Consider the following 14,434-nt stretch of genomic DNA (forward strand, 5'->3'; position numbering starts at 1 on the left):
TTCCTCTCCTCGCCCCCGTTTCTCCGGGGGCGAGGCTAATCTCCTGTTTCACCCCGCACTTTTTCTCACAACCTTCAACGCCTCGCCGTGAATTTGAGTATTATTGAGCGATAAAGTCGTGAAGGGATCTTCTATGAAGCAAATTCGAATGCTCGCCCAGTACTACGTCGACCTGATGATGAAGCTTGGGCTGGTGCGGTTCTCCATGCTGTTGGCCTTGGCGCTGGTTGTTCTGGCCATTGTCGTGCAAATGGCTGTCACCATGGTTCTGCACGGTCAGGTCGAAAGTATCGACGTGATCCGATCTATCTTCTTCGGCCTGTTGATTACCCCCTGGGCGGTCTATTTCCTGTCCGTGGTGGTTGAACAGCTGGAAGAGTCGCGCCAGCGCCTGTCTAAGCTGGTGGATAAGCTGGAGGAGATGCGCGAGCGCGATCTGAAACTGAACGTTCAGCTGAAGGACAACATTGCCCAGCTTAATCAGGAGATCTCGGATCGTGAGAAGGCAGAGGCCGAGCGCCAGACCACGCTGGAGCAGCTTAAAATTGAAATGAAAGAGCGTGAGGTCACGCAAATTCAGCTTGAGCAGCAATCCTCCTTCCTGCGCTCTTTCCTGGATGCTTCGCCGGATCTGGTGTTCTACCGCAACGAAGATAAAGAGTTTTCCGGCTGTAACCGCGCCATGGAGCTGTTGACCGGGAAAAGCGAAAAACAACTGATCAACCTCAAGCCGCAGGATGTTTATTCTGAAGAGGCGGCAGCAAAAGTGATGGAGACGGATGAAAAGGTCTTCCGCCACAACGTCTCGCTGACCTACGAACAGTGGCTGGATTATCCGGACGGGCGCAAGGCCTGCTTTGAAATCCGTAAGGTCCCGTACTATGACCGCGTGGGCAAACGCCACGGGCTGATGGGCTTTGGCCGCGATATTACCGAGCGTAAGCGCTATCAGGATGCGCTCGAGCGCGCCAGCCGTGACAAAACCACCTTTATCTCGACCATCAGCCACGAACTGCGCACGCCGCTCAACGGCATCGTAGGGCTGAGCCGTATTCTGCTGGATACCGACCTGACCGATGAGCAGGAAAAATACCTGAAGACGATCCACGTCTCGGCGGTGACGCTGGGTAATATCTTCAACGATATTATCGACATGGATAAAATGGAGCGTCGTAAAGTTCAGCTTGATAATCAGCCGGTTGATTTTACGAGCTTCCTCGCTGACCTGGAGAACCTCTCAGGGCTGCAGGCTCAGCAAAAAGGGCTGAGCTTCGTGATGGAACCGACCCTGCCGCTGCCGCATAAAGTGGTGACGGACGGCACGCGTCTGCGCCAGATCCTGTGGAACCTGATCAGTAACGCCGTGAAGTTCACCCAGAAGGGGCGGGTTGCCGTGCGCATTCGCTATGACGAAGGCGACATGCTGCACTTCGAGGTGGAAGACTCAGGGATTGGTATTCCGCAGGAGGAGCAGGACAAAATCTTCGCCATGTATTATCAGGTGAAAGACAGCAATGGCGGTAAGCCTGCAACCGGTACGGGGATTGGCCTGGCGGTGTCTAAACGTCTGGCGAAGAGCATGGGCGGGGACATCACCGTTGCCAGCCAGACGGGAAAAGGTTCAACCTTTACCCTGACGGTACATGCGCCTGCGGTCGCTGAAGAGGTTGAAGATACCTTTGAGAGCGACGATATGCCGCTGCCGGCGCTGCACGTGCTGCTGGTGGAAGACATCGAGCTGAACGTTATCGTGGCGCGCTCCGTTCTCGAAAAGCTGGGTAACAGCGTGGACGTGGCGATGACCGGTAAAGCCGCGCTGGAGATGTTCACTCCTGGCGAATATGACCTTGTTCTGCTGGATATTCAGCTGCCGGACATGACCGGGCTGGATATTTCTCGCGAACTGACGAGCAAGTATGCCGCCGAGGATCTGCCGCCGCTGGTGGCGCTGACGGCGAACGTGCTGAAGGACAAAAAAGAGTACCTCGATGCCGGTATGGATGATGTGCTCAGCAAGCCGCTGGCGGTGCCTGCCCTGACCGCCATGATCAAGAAGTTCTGGGATACCCGTGATGAAGAGGAGAGCACCATGACGTCTGTTGATAGCGCTAAAGCCCACACACTACTCGATACCGCGATGCTGGAGCAGTATATCGACCTGGTGGGGCCTAAACTGATTACCGATGGCCTGGCCGTATTCGAAAAAATGATGCCGGGTTATTTAAGCGTGCTGGAATCTAACCTGACCGCGCGCGATCGGAAAGGCATTGTGGAAGAAGGGCATAAGATTAAAGGGGCCGCGGGGTCGGTTGGGCTACGCCATCTGCAGCAGCTGGGCCAACAGATTCAGTCGCCTGATTTACCTGCATGGGAAGATAACGTAGGTGATTGGGTTGAAGAGATGAAACAAGAGTGGCAGAACGATGTGGCGGTGCTGAAAGCCTGGGTGGATGCCAGAAAAAAATGACCCCGGCTTAACCGGGGTGCGCGAATACTGCGCCAACACCAGGGAAATCGTGGCTGCGCCTGATTTTTTGTGTTGTTTTCGCTTGGACGCCGCCTGAATATTTAGGCCGCACGCAAATAAGATAGCAAATCTTAAATGGTTTGTTACATGAATCAGTGAAATGTGTGAAGCATAGCGTTTTAATCAGAATTATTAATGTGCCTCAGCACGTTGCATAGAAGGATCGTCATGATGAAAAAGATTGGTGTCGTGCTCAGCGGCTGCGGTGTTTACGATGGTTCGGAAATACACGAAGCCGTAATCACGCTGCTGGCATTATCGCGCCGGGGCGCTGAGGTGGTCTGCTTCGCGCCGGATAAAAACCAGGCGGATGTGATTAATCATCTTACCGGTGAACCGATGGCGGAAAACCGCAACGTGCTGATTGAAGCGGCGCGAATTGTCCGCGGAGATATTCATCCTCTGATTGAGGCTGATGCCGCCGAGCTAGATGCCTTAATCGTGCCGGGCGGCTTTGGCGCAGCCAAAAATCTCAGCACCTTCGCCACTCAGGGGGCGGAGTGCTGGGTCGATCCAGATTTAAAAGCGCTGTCACAGGCGATGCATGCGGCAGGCAAGCCGCTGGGCTTTATCTGTATCGCGCCGGCGATGCTGCCCGCTATTTTTGATTTCCCCCTGCGCCTGACTATCGGGACGGATATTGATACCGCAGAGCTTGTCGACGAGATGGGCGGCGAACACGTGCCTTGCCCGGTCGATGACATTGTGGTCGATGAAGACAACAAAATTGTCACCACGCCTGCGTATATGCTGGCGCAAAACATCGCTGAGGCCGCTGCGGGTATCGAAAAGCTGGTGGACAGAGTGTTGGTTCTCGCTGAATGAGCCGCAAATATTCCGCAGGAGCGTGGGTAAAACGTATCCTGCTTCGCATTGTGCTTGTGCTGGCGGTGTTCTGGGGCGGCGGGATTGCCCTGTTCGGCATTCTGCCGGTTCCCTTTTCCGCCGTCATGATTGAGCGTCAGGTCAGCGCATGGTTCACCGGTGATTTCAGCTACGTTGCGCATTCTGACTGGGTGAGCATGGATGAGATCTCTCCGTTCATGGGGCTGGCGGTGATCGCCGCAGAGGATCAGAAATTCCCAGAGCACTGGGGTTTCGACGTGGCCGCTATCGAGAAGGCGCTTGCCCATAACGAACGTCACGAAAACCGGGTGCGCGGCGCATCGACCCTTTCGCAGCAGACCGCCAAAAACCTGTTTTTATGGGATGGCCGAAGCTGGGTGCGCAAAGGGCTCGAAGCAGGGCTAACGCTGGGCGTCGAAACGGTCTGGAGCAAGAAGCGTATTCTGACCGTCTATCTGAATATCGCGGAGTTTGGCGACGGCGTATTTGGCGTTGAGGCCGCCTCACAGCGTTACTTCAATAAACCAGCCAGCCGTTTGAGTATGTCTGAAGCCGCGCTGCTTGCCGCCGTTCTGCCGAATCCCATCAAGTTCAAAGCCAGCGCTCCCTCGGGATACGTGCGGAGCCGTCAGGCGTGGATTATGCGCCAGATGCGTCAGCTGGGTGGGGAAGGGTTTATGGAGCGTAACAACTTAATGTAGGGCGGGTAAGCGCAGCGCCACCCGCCGAAAGGGCGAACGTTAGTCTTCGTCAAACCCGGCGTTGAACAGCGCAATCACCGCTGCCAGCGCCTCTTCTTCCTGCGGGCCGGTCGCCTCGACTTCGATCTGGCGACCTTTGGCGGAGTCCAGCATCAGCAGCGCAATCACGCTGTTGGCTTCCGCCTCGGTACCTTCATCGTTACGCAGCAGAACTTCAGCATCAAAACCCTGCATCAGCTCAAACAGCTTCATCGCCGGGCGGGCGTGCATACCCAGCTTGTTGGTGATCTCAACGGTCTGTTTTACGGTCATGTTTTGCGTTTTTCCAGCGTGCGATGACGGGACTGAACGTTCTTTCCGCGCGAGCGGAAATAGTCGGCCAGCTGTTCGGCGATATAGACCGAACGATGTTTACCGCCGGTACAGCCAATCGCCACCGTCAGGTAGCTACGATTGTTTGTTTCCAGCATAGGTAACCATAGCTCAAGGTAGCTTCGCGTCTGGTAGATAAAATTGTGTACTTCTGTGTGCCGGTCGAGGAAGGCCGCGACAGGCTTATCCAGCCCGGTCATTGGACGCAGTTTTGGGTCCCAGTGCGGGTTTGGCAGGAAGCGCACGTCGAAAACGTAATCCGCATCAATAGGGATACCGTGCTTAAAGCCGAAGGATTCGAATACCATGGTCAGCTCGCGCTCGCGCTTGCCCAGCAGGCGGGTTCGCAGCATTTCTGCCAGTTCGTGAACGGACATTTCGGAGGTGTCGACAATCAGATCCGCCCGTGACCGCAGCGGCTCCAGCAGATCGCTTTCCTGGTCGATGGCGCTTTCCAGGGAGAGGTTTTTACTGGAGAGCGGGTGCAGACGGCGGGTGTCGCTGTAGCGGCGGATCAGCGTGTTGCGATCGGCGTCCAGAAACAGCAGCTGCGGCGAGAACGCGTCAGGCAGGTTGCTCATCGCCTGTTCAAAGATCTCCGGCGATTCGGGCATGTTACGCACGTCAATGCTGACCGCTGCCGAGATCTGCCTGTCGGCCAGCGTCCGCGCCAGCTCCGGCAACAGCACCACCGGCAGGTTATCGACGCAGTAAAATCCCATATCTTCCAGCGCGCGCAGGGCGACGGATTTCCCCGACCCCGAGCGGCCACTGACGATCATCAGCACCATGTTCCGTTTCTCCTCAGGACAACAGATGTGAAAGCCATCTCCCGGTTATGCATCATCCTGATTGCCTTCTGCTTCAGTGATAATCTGGTAGAGCTCTTCATCACTTTGGGCTGAACGCAGTCGACGGCAAATGGTTTTATCAGCCAGGCGTTTAGCGACCAGCGAAAGCGTATGCAGATGGGTTTTTGTCTGGTCGGCGGGCACCAGCAGCGCGAAGAGGAGATCGACCGGCTGGTTATCGATGGCATCGAAGGCAATAGGCGTTTCGAGCTGCACAAACACGCCGACGGCACGCAGGGTGTCTTCTTCGAGCTTGCCGTGCGGGATCGCGATACCGTTGCCGATGCCGGTACTGCCCATTTTTTCACGGGTCAGGATAGCTTCGAACACCACCTGCGGCGGTAGGCCCAGCTGTTTTGCGGCCAGTTCACTGATGATCTCCAGCGCACGTTTTTTGCTCTGGCAGTGAACGCCACTGCGGGTACATTCCTGGTTAAGGACATTGCTCAGTTGAAGAGCCGAATCGTTGTTCATCATAATTTCACCTAAGCGCTAACTGTACAAATGGCCTGTTGTGTTTCACAACAGGCCGTCCTGCACCCGTTAACTGCCCGGACAATTAGTGTTGTTTCAGTTTATCTTTATGTTTATTGAGCTGTCGCGCAAGCTTATCAATCAAGCCGTCGATAGCCGCGTACATGTCTTGCCCTTCCGCACTGGCATGGAGTTCGCCCCCGTTAACGTGCAGGGTTGCATCCGAGATATGAGTCACTTTCTCCACTTTCAACACAATATAGACCTGATTGATCCTTTCGAAATACTGTTCGAGCTTCGCGAACTTCGTGTTCAGAAAATCGCGTAATGCCTCAGTAATCTCGACATTGTGTCCTGTGATGTTGAGCTGCATAGTGTCTTCCTTATCGGTTGTGTCAGACCAGTTGTTTACGCTGGTTAGACGGCGGAATGGATAAAGACTCTCGATACTTCGCAACAGTACGACGTGCCACCATAATACCCTGATCGGACAGCATGGTGGTTAACTTACTGTCACTCAGTGGCTTCGCGGGGTTCTCCGCTGCGATCAACTTCTTAACCAGTGCACGGATCGCCGTGGACGAGGCTTCGCCACCGCCCTCGGTGCTCACATGGCTGGAGAAGAAATACTTAAGCTCAAAAATACCGCGCGGACTGTGCAGATACTTCTGCGTGGTCACGCGGGAAATGGTTGATTCATGCATCTCGACGGCCTGGGCGATATCCGCCAGCACCATCGGCTTCATGTACTCTTCGCCCTGCTCAAAGAACGCCTGCTGCTGTTCGACAATACAGCGGCTTACGCGCAGCAGCGTATCATTTCGGCTCTCCAGACTTTTGATCAGCCATCGCGCTTCCTGCAGGTTGCTGCGAATATATTGATTGTCGGAGTCGTTACGCGCGCTGGTGCACATGGAGGCGTATTGCTGATTAATTTGCAGACGAGGAATGCTGTCTGAGTTCAGTTCAACGACCCAGCGGTCGTTGTGCTTTCTGACCAGGACATCCGGGATGACATACTCGGGTTCGCTGGTCTGGATCGACTGACCGGGGCGCGGATCGAGCGACTGGATCAGGTTAACCGCTTCTTTCAGCACCTCTTCCTTCAGGCGCGTGACGCGCATCAGGGTACGGAAATCGTGGTTAGCCAGCAGATCCAGATGATCGCTGATGATTAATCGGGCCTCATCAAGCCAGGGCGTGGTTTTGTCGAACTGCGAGAGCTGGATTAGCAGGCAATCGCGCAGATCTTTTGCCGCGACCCCGACCGGATCGAAGCGCTGGATGCGCTTCAGGACGGCTTCAATCTCTTCGAGTTCAATCTCGTCGTCGCCGATGCTTTCCAGAATATCGTCAAGCGTGACGGTCAAGTAGCCGGTGTCATCGACGGCATCGACAATTGACGTCGCAATTGCGCGGTCGGTGTCGGAGAAGGGCGTCAGCTCAACTTGCCACATCAGGTAGTCCTGCAGCGACTGGGTCGTTTCGCCCTGATAAACCGGCAGCTCGTCGTCCTGGTAATCTGCACGCGTGCCCGAAGGCGTTCCGGCGGTGTAGAGTTCATCCCAGCTGGCATCCAGCGGAAGCTCGTCCGGCATCTCTTTTTGTTCGAGCGCATCAACGGTATCGAGCGTTTCAGTGTCCTGCGATTGCTGAGTATCTACCTCGTCATGAAGATCGGTTTGCTCCAGCAGCGGATTGCTGTCCAGCGCCTGCTGGAGCTCCTGCTGGAGTTCTAACGTGGACAACTGCAACAGGCGAATTGCCTGCTGTAGCTGCGGCGTCATTGCCAGTTGTTGGCTGAGCCGTAATTGCAAACCTTGCTTCATGTTCAGAGCATTTTTCTCCGGTTCGGCGTTGTGTTACCTCTACCCTATCAGAGTCTGAAGTCTTCCCCAAGGTACACGCGCTTAACATGCTCATCTTCGAGGATTTGCTGCGGCGTACCGTGGGCGATCAGATGGCCCTGGCTCACAATGTAGGCGCGTTCACACACCGCCAGCGTTTCACGAACGTTGTGGTCGGTGATCAGCACGCCAAGCCCGCTGTCGCGCAGATGCTCGATAATACGTTTGATGTCGATAACGGAGATCGGGTCAACGCCCGCGAAGGGTTCATCCAGCAGGATGAACTTCGGGTTCGCCGCCAGCGCGCGCGCAATTTCAACACGGCGACGTTCACCGCCGGATAACGCCTGACCGAGGCTGTCGCGCAGGTGTTCGATGTGGAACTCCTCCATCAGCTCATTGGCGCGATCCTGACGCTGTTCGCTGGTCAGATCGTCACGAATTTGCAGTACCGCCATCAGGTTATCGTAAACGCTCAGGCGGCGGAAAATGGAGGCTTCCTGAGGCAGGTAGCCTATGCCACGACGCGCGCGCGCGTGCAGCGGCAGCAGGCTAATGTCTTCATCGTCGATGATAATGTTGCCCGCATCGCGCGGCACAATGCCGACGACCATGTAAAACGTGGTGGTTTTACCCGCACCGTTAGGGCCAAGTAGGCCCACGATTTCGCCGGAATTGACGGTCAGACTGACATCTTCCACGACGCGGCGGCCCTTGTAGGCTTTCGCAAGATTTTTTGCAGTTAATGTTGCCATAGCGAATTAGTTACTCTTCTTCTGTGCCGGGGCCTGGCCTTTGCCTTTGTCCTGCAGCTGGGACGGAACAAGCACGGTAGTCACGCGTTTGCCTTTCTCACTGGTGGCCTGCATTTTCTGCTCTTTCACCAGATAGGTGATCTTGTCGCCGGTGATATTGCTGTCCAGCTGCTCCAGATAGGCGTTACCGGTGAGGATAACCAGATCCTTCGCCAGTTCGTAATGCATGTGCGAGGCACGCCCTTTTACCGGCTTGCCGTTGTCCTGCATCTGGTAGAAGGTGGCCGGATTGCCATAGCCATCGATGATTTCTTTGCCCTGCTCGCCGCCTGGGCGGGTAACGACCACTTTGTCGGCGTTAATTTTGATCGTGCCCTGGGTCATGACGACGTTGCCCGTGAAGGTGACGACGTTACCCTGCATATCGAGCGACTGCGCGTCGGACTCGATATGAATTGGCTGCTCGGTATCACCCGTCACAGCAAAAGCGGGAAGACTGGCCGCCAGCATCGCACTGGCGATAATTACTTTAAGGCTGAGTTTGTTTGTTTTGAATTTCATAGGAGGTTCTAACCTTTTCAATCAGCTCGGCGTTTTTGCTGCGTAAGTTCCCGCGCATTCTCAGACCGCTGGAATTAAATGTAGTGCCATACAGTGTGACCAGATCCTGCGACGTGACATCCTGGGTCACCAGGTTGATCTGGGCATTATCCGTCGTAATTTTGCGCAGCTGCGAGTCAGGGGTCAGGGCGTTGACTTCAACGTGGCCGTACAGATACAGCATACGGTCGTTCGTCAGCTTTGCCCTGTCTGACTTAATCGACCACGTCGGCACTTTGTCCGTATCGAACGTGGTCATGACGGGCTGGGTAAACCAGGAAATACCGTCATCTGAAAAATATTCTACATGCTGGGCAATCAGCCGATAGTTCAGCGCCCCTTCAGGGCTGTAGACCACGGTGTCGCTGTGATCGCTTTTATAGGTCGGCTCGTTATTATTCACCACTTCTGTCTGCGTATCGTCACGATCGGCGAGATTCACGCCAATCAGGACCAGCGCAACAAGCGAAAGCAGAATGATAACCCAACGTCTGGTTTTACTCATATCGATTGCCCTTTGGCCTCATCAAGCTTGCCCTGCGCCAGCAGAAGCAGATCGCAGACTTCACGTACGGCACCACGGCCACCGTTAATATGGGTAACATAGTCAGCGCGCGGGATCAGCAGCGGATGCGCATCGGCCACCGCGATACTCAGGCCCACTTCCGCCATCACCGGCCAGTCAATCAGATCGTCCCCGACGTAGGCCACATTTTCCGGTGCGATAGCCAGTTTACCCAGCAGATCGTTGAAGGCGACCATCTTGTCGGATTGCCCCTGATACAGATGGGTAATGCCCAGCGTTTCACAGCGATCTTCTACCAGTTTAGCTTTTCGTCCGGTGATGATTGCAACTTCAATACCCGACGTGAGCGCGCAGCGAATGCCGTAACCGTCGCGAACGTTAAATGCTTTCAGCTCTTCGCCATTATTGCCCATGTAAATCAGGCCATCGGAGAGTACGCCATCCACATCCAGGATCAGCAGGCGAATATTTTCCGCCTTTGCCATCATGGAGGTACTCACCGGACCATAACAGGTTGCAAGGGATGCACCCGCATTACTCATTGTCTTATCCTTCATTACACTACGCCCGCGCGCAGCAGATCATGCATATGTACCACACCCAGCAATTGGTCGCCATCGGCAACCATGACGGAGGTGATATGACGGGACTGCATCAGGTTCAATACATCCACAGCCAGCGTGCCTGGACGCACGCGAATACCGCCTGTCGTCATGACGTCGGCAATGCCGAGCGTGCGGACATCCACCCCCATATCGAACACGCGACGCAGGTCGCCATCGGTGAAAATGCCCTGAATTTTCATCAGGTCATCGCATATCACCGTCATGCCCAGATTTTTACGGGTGATCTCCAGCAGCGCATCGCGCAGCGAAGCCTCTTTGCTGACGTGAGGGATCTCATCGCCCGTGTGCATAATATCGTTCACCCGCAGCAGCAGCTTGCGGCCCAGCGCGCCACCCGGGTGGGACAACGCGAAATCTTCCGGCGTAAAGCCCCGGGCTTCAAGCAGCGCAACGGCCAGCGCATCGCCCATGACCAGCGCAGCCGTGGTGCTGGATGTCGGCGCAAGACCAAGCGGGCAGGCTTCTTTGGGGACCTTCACACACAGGTGAATATCCGCGGCGCGCGCCATGCTGCTTTCGGGGCGGCTGGTCATGCAAATGAGCGGAACCTGCAGGCGCTTCAATACTGGGATCAGCGCCAGGATCTCATTGGACTCGCCAGAATTCGACAGTGCAATGACCACATCCTGCGGCGTGACCATCCCCAGATCGCCGTGCGCGGCTTCACCAGGATGGACAAAGAAGGAGGAGGTTCCCGTGCTGGCAAACGTCGCCGCCATTTTGCGTCCGATGTGACCGGACTTGCCCATTCCCATGACCACGACTTTACCGGCACAGTAGAATATCTTCTCACATGCCAGACTAAAATCCTGATTAATGTACTGATCTAACTGCGCCAGACCTTCACGTTCAATCTCCAGAACGTCTTTGCCTGCTTTCTGAAAGTCAAAACCCGGCTGCAATTCTACTTGCGACATAATGCGTTTCCGTTTACCCAGAGAGAAGAGGCGAGAGCCAGTACAGCATCGCCATCCATACGATAAATCCACCTGTCAGCAGCGCGCCTGCGCCTTTGCCTATCTGCTCTTTTCGCCGCCAGCAGAGCAGGGCGAAAATCACGCTGACCAGCAGCATCACACCGTAATCACGCGTGAAGGCCATAGGGTTAAATGGCCCCGGTGAAATCAGAGCCGGTAGCCCCATCACGATGGCGATATTGAAAATGTTGGAACCGATGATGGTGCCAATGGCGATATCGTCTTCGCCCTTACGTGCGCCAGCAATGGCCGTGGCCAGCTCCGGCAGGCTGGTGCCGATGGCAATCACGGTCAGGCCGATGGTCAGTTCGCTCATGGCGAAATAGTTCGCCAGCACCGTTGCGTTATCCACCACCATGCGCGTGGCCATCGGCATAATGATTAACGCAACGCCAAGCCAAAGCAGCGCGACGGGAAGCGTGCCTTCGCGCGGGAGTTCGGCAACGTGCTCGCGCGTCAGGCTGTCATGACCCTGTTTTTCAGCCTGCCGGGCGATTTTAACACTATAAAGTAGCCAGATGGCCGCCAGCGCCAGCAGGAAAATGCCGTCGCTGTAGCTCAGCACCCCATCATAAAATACGCAGCCTGCCAGCAGGCTTACGATTAACATTAGCGGCAATTCGCGGCGCAGAACATCAGAATGCACGCGAAAAGGATGCAGCAGCGCGGCAAGGCCTAAAATAAGCAGAATATTGACGATGTTAGAGCCGATCGCCGTGCCAATCGCGAGGTCAACCTGACCGTGCAATGAGGCGGTAACCGAGACGATTATTTCAGGAAGAGAAGTACCGACGCTGACAACGGTCATCCCGATGACAATAGGCGGTACGCCAATCAGACGGCACAGGATCGATGCGGCAAACACTAAACGGTCAGCACTGTAGACCACCAAAAGTAAACCAATTATTAACAGTGCTGTTGCTAAAAGCATCAAAAGTCCTTTCTTCAGGTATACTCGCCGGTCCACCGTGCAGAATTGCCGGCGCTGCATACAGTCTGAGACGTAACGAATTCCTAATTTTGACTTTATGCGCTGGAAAAGTAAAACAAATGCCAGCTTTCGCTAACCTCAAAGGCTAATATTCTGTAAAAATGTGGGGTTTAGGGCTGATTTAAGCGTTACGCTTCGCATGAGGCAGGGTAAGAAAGGAACCATAAATGAGCCAAACGATGGCGAATATAGTCGATGTCCGCGGTGTGAGCTTTTCTCGCGCCGACAGATTGATATTTGATGATATTTCGTTGACCGTACCGCGTGGCAAGATTACCGCCATTATGGGGCCGTCCGGGATCGGTAAAACGACTCTGTTACGACTCATTGGTGGGCAGATCCCACCAGACAGCGGAGAAATTCTTTTCGACGGGGAAAACGTCCCGGAGATGTCGCGATCGCGCCTGTATACCGTGCGTAAGCGCATGAGCATGCTTTTTCAGTCGGGAGCGTTATTCACCGACATGAACGTCTTCGATAACGTGGCTTATCCGCTGCGAGAACATACCCAGCTGCCGCCAGAACTGCTGAAAAGCACCGTGATGATGAAGCTGGAAGCCGTGGGGCTGCGAGGTGCGGCGAAATTAATGCCGTCTGAGCTTTCCGGCGGTATGGCACGTCGCGCCGCGCTGGCGCGCGCCATTGCGTTAGAACCTGATTTAATCATGTTCGACGAACCTTTCGTCGGGCAGGACCCTATCACTATGGGCGTGTTGGTTAAGCTCATCTCTGAATTGAACAGCGCGCTCGGCGTGACCTGCATCGTGGTCTCCCACGACGTGCCGGAAGTGCTGAGCATTGCTGATTACGCCTACATTGTGGCAGACAAAAAGATCGTTGCGCACGGCAGTGCTCAGGCGTTGCAGGAAAATTGCGATCCGCGAGTTCGTCAGTTCCTGGACGGCATTGCGGATGGACCCGTGCCGTTCCGCTATCCTGCGGGCGATTACCGTGATGATTTACTGGGAATAGGGAGTTAAGCCACTCATGCTGTTAAATGCGTTGGCCGCTCTCGGACACCGTGGCATAAAAACCATCAGGACGTTCGGGCGTGCCGGATTGATGTTATTCAACGCGGTGGTCGGCAAGCCGGAATTCCGTAAACACACGCCTTTACTCGTGCGACAGCTCTATAATGTCGGCGTGCTGTCGATGCTCATCATCATCGTTTCCGGTCTGTTTATCGGTATGGTGCTGGGGCTGCAGGGGTATCTGGTTCTCACCACCTACAGCGCGGAAACGAGCCTTGGAATGCTGGTTGCGCTCTCGCTGCTGCGTGAGCTGGGGCCGGTTGTCGCGGCGCTGCTGTTTGCCGGACGCGCGGGTTCTGCGCTAACGGCGGAAATCGGCCTGATGCGTGCGACCGAGCAGCTTTCCAGCATGGAGATGATGGCGGTCGATCCGCTGCGTCGCGTGATCTCGCCACGTTTCTGGGCCGGGGTTATTTCCTTACCGTTGCTCACCATCCTCTTTGTCGCCGTGGGTATTTGGGGCGGTTCGCTGGTTGGCGTGCACTGGAAAGGGATTGACGCCGGGTTCTTCTGGTCTGCTATGCAGGATGCGATCGACCTGCGAATGGATCTGGTTAACTGCCTGATTAAAAGCGTGGTGTTCGCTATTACGGTCACCTGGATTGCCTTGTTTAACGGTTACGATGCTATCCCGACGTCGGCGGGCATTAGCCGTGCTACTACACGTACTGTCGTACATTCGTCGCTGGCCGTACTGGGTCTGGATTTTGTGCTCACCGCACTGATGTTTGGGAATTGAGTTCATGCAAACGAGAAAAAATGAAATTTGGGTTGGCGTGTTTCTGCTGTTAGCCCTGCTGGCTGCACTGTTCATCTGCCTGCGCGCGGCGGATATCACTTCCGTTCGCACCGAGCCGACGTATCGTATCTATGCCACTTTCGATAATATCGGTGGCCTGAAGGCGCGCTCGCCGGTTCGCATCGGCGGCGTGGTGATTGGCCGCGTGACGGATATTACGCTCGATGAGAAAACCTATCTCCCGCGCGTCGCGATGGAGATTGAAGAGCGCTACAACCATATTCCAGATACCAGCTCGCTTTCCATTCGTACCTCCGGCCTGCTGGGTGAGCAATATCTTGCCCTGAACGTCGGTTTTGAAGACCCGGAGCTGGGAACGACTATCCTTAAGGACGGTAGCGTAATCCAGGATACGAAGTCCGCGATGGTGCTGGAAGATATGATTGGTCAGTTCCTTTACAACAGTAAAGGGGATGATAAAAACTCAGAAGCTGCGCCTGCGCAGAGTGAAGAGCATACCAACGCCGCACCGGCACCTGGTGCAGCGAATTAATTTCAGGAGAAGTCATTC

17 protein-coding genes are annotated in these 14,434 nt (G+C 55.1%); 6 read left to right on the forward strand and 11 right to left on the reverse strand.

Annotated features, from left to right (window positions below; all coding sequences use genetic code 11):
- Positions 1-133 precede the first annotated feature (133 nt).
- From arcB to mtgA, 3 genes are all read left to right on the forward strand, one after another.
- Entirely contained in the window at positions 134-2,467 is a 2,334-nt protein-coding gene (arcB, locus tag E0L20_RS18895) for an aerobic respiration two-component sensor histidine kinase ArcB (protein ID WP_131635292.1), read from the forward strand.
- Positions 2,468-2,698: 231 nt separating this feature from the next.
- A complete protein-coding gene (elbB, locus tag E0L20_RS18900; protein WP_131635293.1) occupies positions 2,699-3,352 on the forward strand; it encodes an isoprenoid biosynthesis glyoxalase ElbB in 654 nt (217 codons plus the stop codon).
- On the forward strand, positions 3,349-4,074 hold the full coding sequence (gene mtgA / locus E0L20_RS18905) for a monofunctional biosynthetic peptidoglycan transglycosylase (RefSeq protein WP_131635294.1): 726 nt from the start codon (positions 3,349-3,351) through the stop codon (positions 4,072-4,074). The genes elbB and mtgA overlap by 4 nt, the downstream gene beginning before the upstream one ends.
- Positions 4,075-4,113: 39 nt before the next feature.
- Here the strand turns inward: mtgA and npr are convergent, their stop codons facing one another.
- From npr to E0L20_RS18960, 11 genes are all read right to left on the reverse strand, one after another.
- Positions 4,114-4,386 (reverse strand): PTS phosphocarrier protein NPr, encoded by a 273-nt coding sequence (npr, locus tag E0L20_RS18910; RefSeq protein ID WP_003861872.1) that lies wholly within the window; start codon positions 4,384-4,386, stop codon positions 4,114-4,116.
- Positions 4,383-5,237 carry an RNase adapter RapZ gene (gene rapZ / locus E0L20_RS18915; RefSeq protein ID WP_131635295.1) on the reverse strand — a complete coding sequence of 285 codons (855 nt, stop codon included), beginning with the start codon at positions 5,235-5,237 and terminating at the stop codon, positions 4,383-4,385. The genes npr and rapZ overlap by 4 nt, the downstream gene beginning before the upstream one ends.
- Positions 5,238-5,282: 45 nt before the next feature.
- On the reverse strand, positions 5,283-5,774 hold the full coding sequence (gene ptsN, locus E0L20_RS18920) for a PTS IIA-like nitrogen regulatory protein PtsN (protein WP_131635296.1): 492 nt from the start codon (positions 5,772-5,774) through the stop codon (positions 5,283-5,285).
- A gap of 82 nt (positions 5,775-5,856) precedes the next feature.
- A complete protein-coding gene (hpf, locus tag E0L20_RS18925; RefSeq protein ID WP_119936816.1) occupies positions 5,857-6,144 on the reverse strand; it encodes a ribosome hibernation promoting factor in 288 nt (95 codons plus the stop codon).
- A 22-nt stretch (positions 6,145-6,166) separates the two neighbouring features.
- Positions 6,167-7,600, reverse strand: a complete 1,434-nt coding sequence (gene rpoN / locus E0L20_RS18930; RefSeq protein WP_131635297.1) for an RNA polymerase factor sigma-54 — start codon at positions 7,598-7,600, stop codon at positions 6,167-6,169.
- 47 nt (positions 7,601-7,647) lie between these two features.
- Positions 7,648-8,373, reverse strand: coding sequence for an LPS export ABC transporter ATP-binding protein (lptB, locus tag E0L20_RS18935; RefSeq protein ID WP_131635298.1), 726 nt, complete (start codon positions 8,371-8,373; stop codon positions 7,648-7,650).
- Positions 8,374-8,379: 6 nt separating this feature from the next.
- Positions 8,380-8,934: a lipopolysaccharide ABC transporter substrate-binding protein LptA gene (gene lptA, locus E0L20_RS18940; protein ID WP_131635299.1), complete on the reverse strand. Its 555-nt coding sequence runs from the start codon at positions 8,932-8,934 to the stop codon at positions 8,380-8,382.
- Complete coding sequence (lptC, locus tag E0L20_RS18945; protein ID WP_131635300.1) at positions 8,903-9,478, reverse strand: LPS export ABC transporter periplasmic protein LptC; 576 nt, start codon at positions 9,476-9,478, stop codon at positions 8,903-8,905. Before lptC ends, lptA begins: the two co-directional genes overlap by 32 nt.
- Entirely contained in the window at positions 9,475-10,041 is a 567-nt protein-coding gene (kdsC, locus tag E0L20_RS18950) for a 3-deoxy-manno-octulosonate-8-phosphatase KdsC (RefSeq protein WP_131635301.1), read from the reverse strand. The genes lptC and kdsC overlap by 4 nt, the downstream gene beginning before the upstream one ends.
- A gap of 14 nt (positions 10,042-10,055) precedes the next feature.
- Positions 10,056-11,042 carry an arabinose-5-phosphate isomerase KdsD gene (gene kdsD / locus E0L20_RS18955; protein ID WP_131635302.1) on the reverse strand — a complete coding sequence of 329 codons (987 nt, stop codon included), beginning with the start codon at positions 11,040-11,042 and terminating at the stop codon, positions 10,056-10,058.
- 13 nt (positions 11,043-11,055) lie between these two features.
- Positions 11,056-12,033 carry a calcium/sodium antiporter gene (locus E0L20_RS18960; RefSeq protein WP_131635303.1) on the reverse strand — a complete coding sequence of 326 codons (978 nt, stop codon included), beginning with the start codon at positions 12,031-12,033 and terminating at the stop codon, positions 11,056-11,058.
- A 227-nt stretch (positions 12,034-12,260) separates the two neighbouring features.
- On the opposite strand from E0L20_RS18960, the gene mlaF reads away from it, so the two are divergent.
- From mlaF to mlaD, 3 genes are read left to right on the forward strand one after another with little or no spacing between them, the layout of a single operon-like run.
- The gene (mlaF, locus tag E0L20_RS18965; protein WP_131635304.1) at positions 12,261-13,073 is read left to right on the forward strand and encodes a phospholipid ABC transporter ATP-binding protein MlaF; all 813 of its coding nucleotides are present in this window, start codon (positions 12,261-12,263) and stop codon (positions 13,071-13,073) included.
- Between the two features lie 7 nt (positions 13,074-13,080).
- Positions 13,081-13,863 carry a lipid asymmetry maintenance ABC transporter permease subunit MlaE gene (mlaE, locus tag E0L20_RS18970; RefSeq protein WP_131635305.1) on the forward strand — a complete coding sequence of 261 codons (783 nt, stop codon included), beginning with the start codon at positions 13,081-13,083 and terminating at the stop codon, positions 13,861-13,863.
- Between the two features lie 4 nt (positions 13,864-13,867).
- Positions 13,868-14,416, forward strand: coding sequence for an outer membrane lipid asymmetry maintenance protein MlaD (mlaD, locus tag E0L20_RS18975; protein WP_131635306.1), 549 nt, complete (start codon positions 13,868-13,870; stop codon positions 14,414-14,416).
- The last annotated feature ends 18 nt before the right edge of the window (positions 14,417-14,434 follow it).

The sequence above is a fragment of the Enterobacter wuhouensis genome (assembly GCF_004331265.1).
GTDB classification, from domain to species: Bacteria; Pseudomonadota; Gammaproteobacteria; order Enterobacterales; family Enterobacteriaceae; genus Enterobacter; species Enterobacter wuhouensis.

What these genes read in the sequence shown, in the direction of transcription:
- arcB (WP_131635292.1), top strand. Translation starts at nt 134, where the DNA reads ATGAAGCAAATTCGAATGCTCGCCCAGTACTACGTCGACCTGATGATG.
- elbB (WP_131635293.1), top strand. Translation starts at nt 2,699, where the DNA reads ATGAAAAAGATTGGTGTCGTGCTCAGCGGCTGCGGTGTTTACGATGGT.
- mtgA (WP_131635294.1), top strand. Translation starts at nt 3,349, where the DNA reads ATGAGCCGCAAATATTCCGCAGGAGCGTGGGTAAAACGTATCCTGCTT.
- npr (WP_003861872.1), bottom strand. Translation starts at nt 4,386, where the DNA reads ATGACCGTAAAACAGACCGTTGAGATCACCAACAAGCTGGGTATGCAC.
- rapZ (WP_131635295.1), bottom strand. Translation starts at nt 5,237, where the DNA reads ATGGTGCTGATGATCGTCAGTGGCCGCTCGGGGTCGGGGAAATCCGTC.
- ptsN (WP_131635296.1), bottom strand. Translation starts at nt 5,774, where the DNA reads ATGATGAACAACGATTCGGCTCTTCAACTGAGCAATGTCCTTAACCAG.
- hpf (WP_119936816.1), bottom strand. Translation starts at nt 6,144, where the DNA reads ATGCAGCTCAACATCACAGGACACAATGTCGAGATTACTGAGGCATTA.
- rpoN (WP_131635297.1), bottom strand. Translation starts at nt 7,600, where the DNA reads ATGAAGCAAGGTTTGCAATTACGGCTCAGCCAACAACTGGCAATGACG.
- lptB (WP_131635298.1), bottom strand. Translation starts at nt 8,373, where the DNA reads ATGGCAACATTAACTGCAAAAAATCTTGCGAAAGCCTACAAGGGCCGC.
- lptA (WP_131635299.1), bottom strand. Translation starts at nt 8,934, where the DNA reads ATGAAATTCAAAACAAACAAACTCAGCCTTAAAGTAATTATCGCCAGT.
- lptC (WP_131635300.1), bottom strand. Translation starts at nt 9,478, where the DNA reads ATGAGTAAAACCAGACGTTGGGTTATCATTCTGCTTTCGCTTGTTGCG.
- kdsC (WP_131635301.1), bottom strand. Translation starts at nt 10,041, where the DNA reads ATGAGTAATGCGGGTGCATCCCTTGCAACCTGTTATGGTCCGGTGAGT.
- kdsD (WP_131635302.1), bottom strand. Translation starts at nt 11,042, where the DNA reads ATGTCGCAAGTAGAATTGCAGCCGGGTTTTGACTTTCAGAAAGCAGGC.
- E0L20_RS18960 (WP_131635303.1), bottom strand. Translation starts at nt 12,033, where the DNA reads ATGCTTTTAGCAACAGCACTGTTAATAATTGGTTTACTTTTGGTGGTC.
- mlaF (WP_131635304.1), top strand. Translation starts at nt 12,261, where the DNA reads ATGAGCCAAACGATGGCGAATATAGTCGATGTCCGCGGTGTGAGCTTT.
- mlaE (WP_131635305.1), top strand. Translation starts at nt 13,081, where the DNA reads ATGCTGTTAAATGCGTTGGCCGCTCTCGGACACCGTGGCATAAAAACC.
- mlaD (WP_131635306.1), top strand. Translation starts at nt 13,868, where the DNA reads ATGCAAACGAGAAAAAATGAAATTTGGGTTGGCGTGTTTCTGCTGTTA.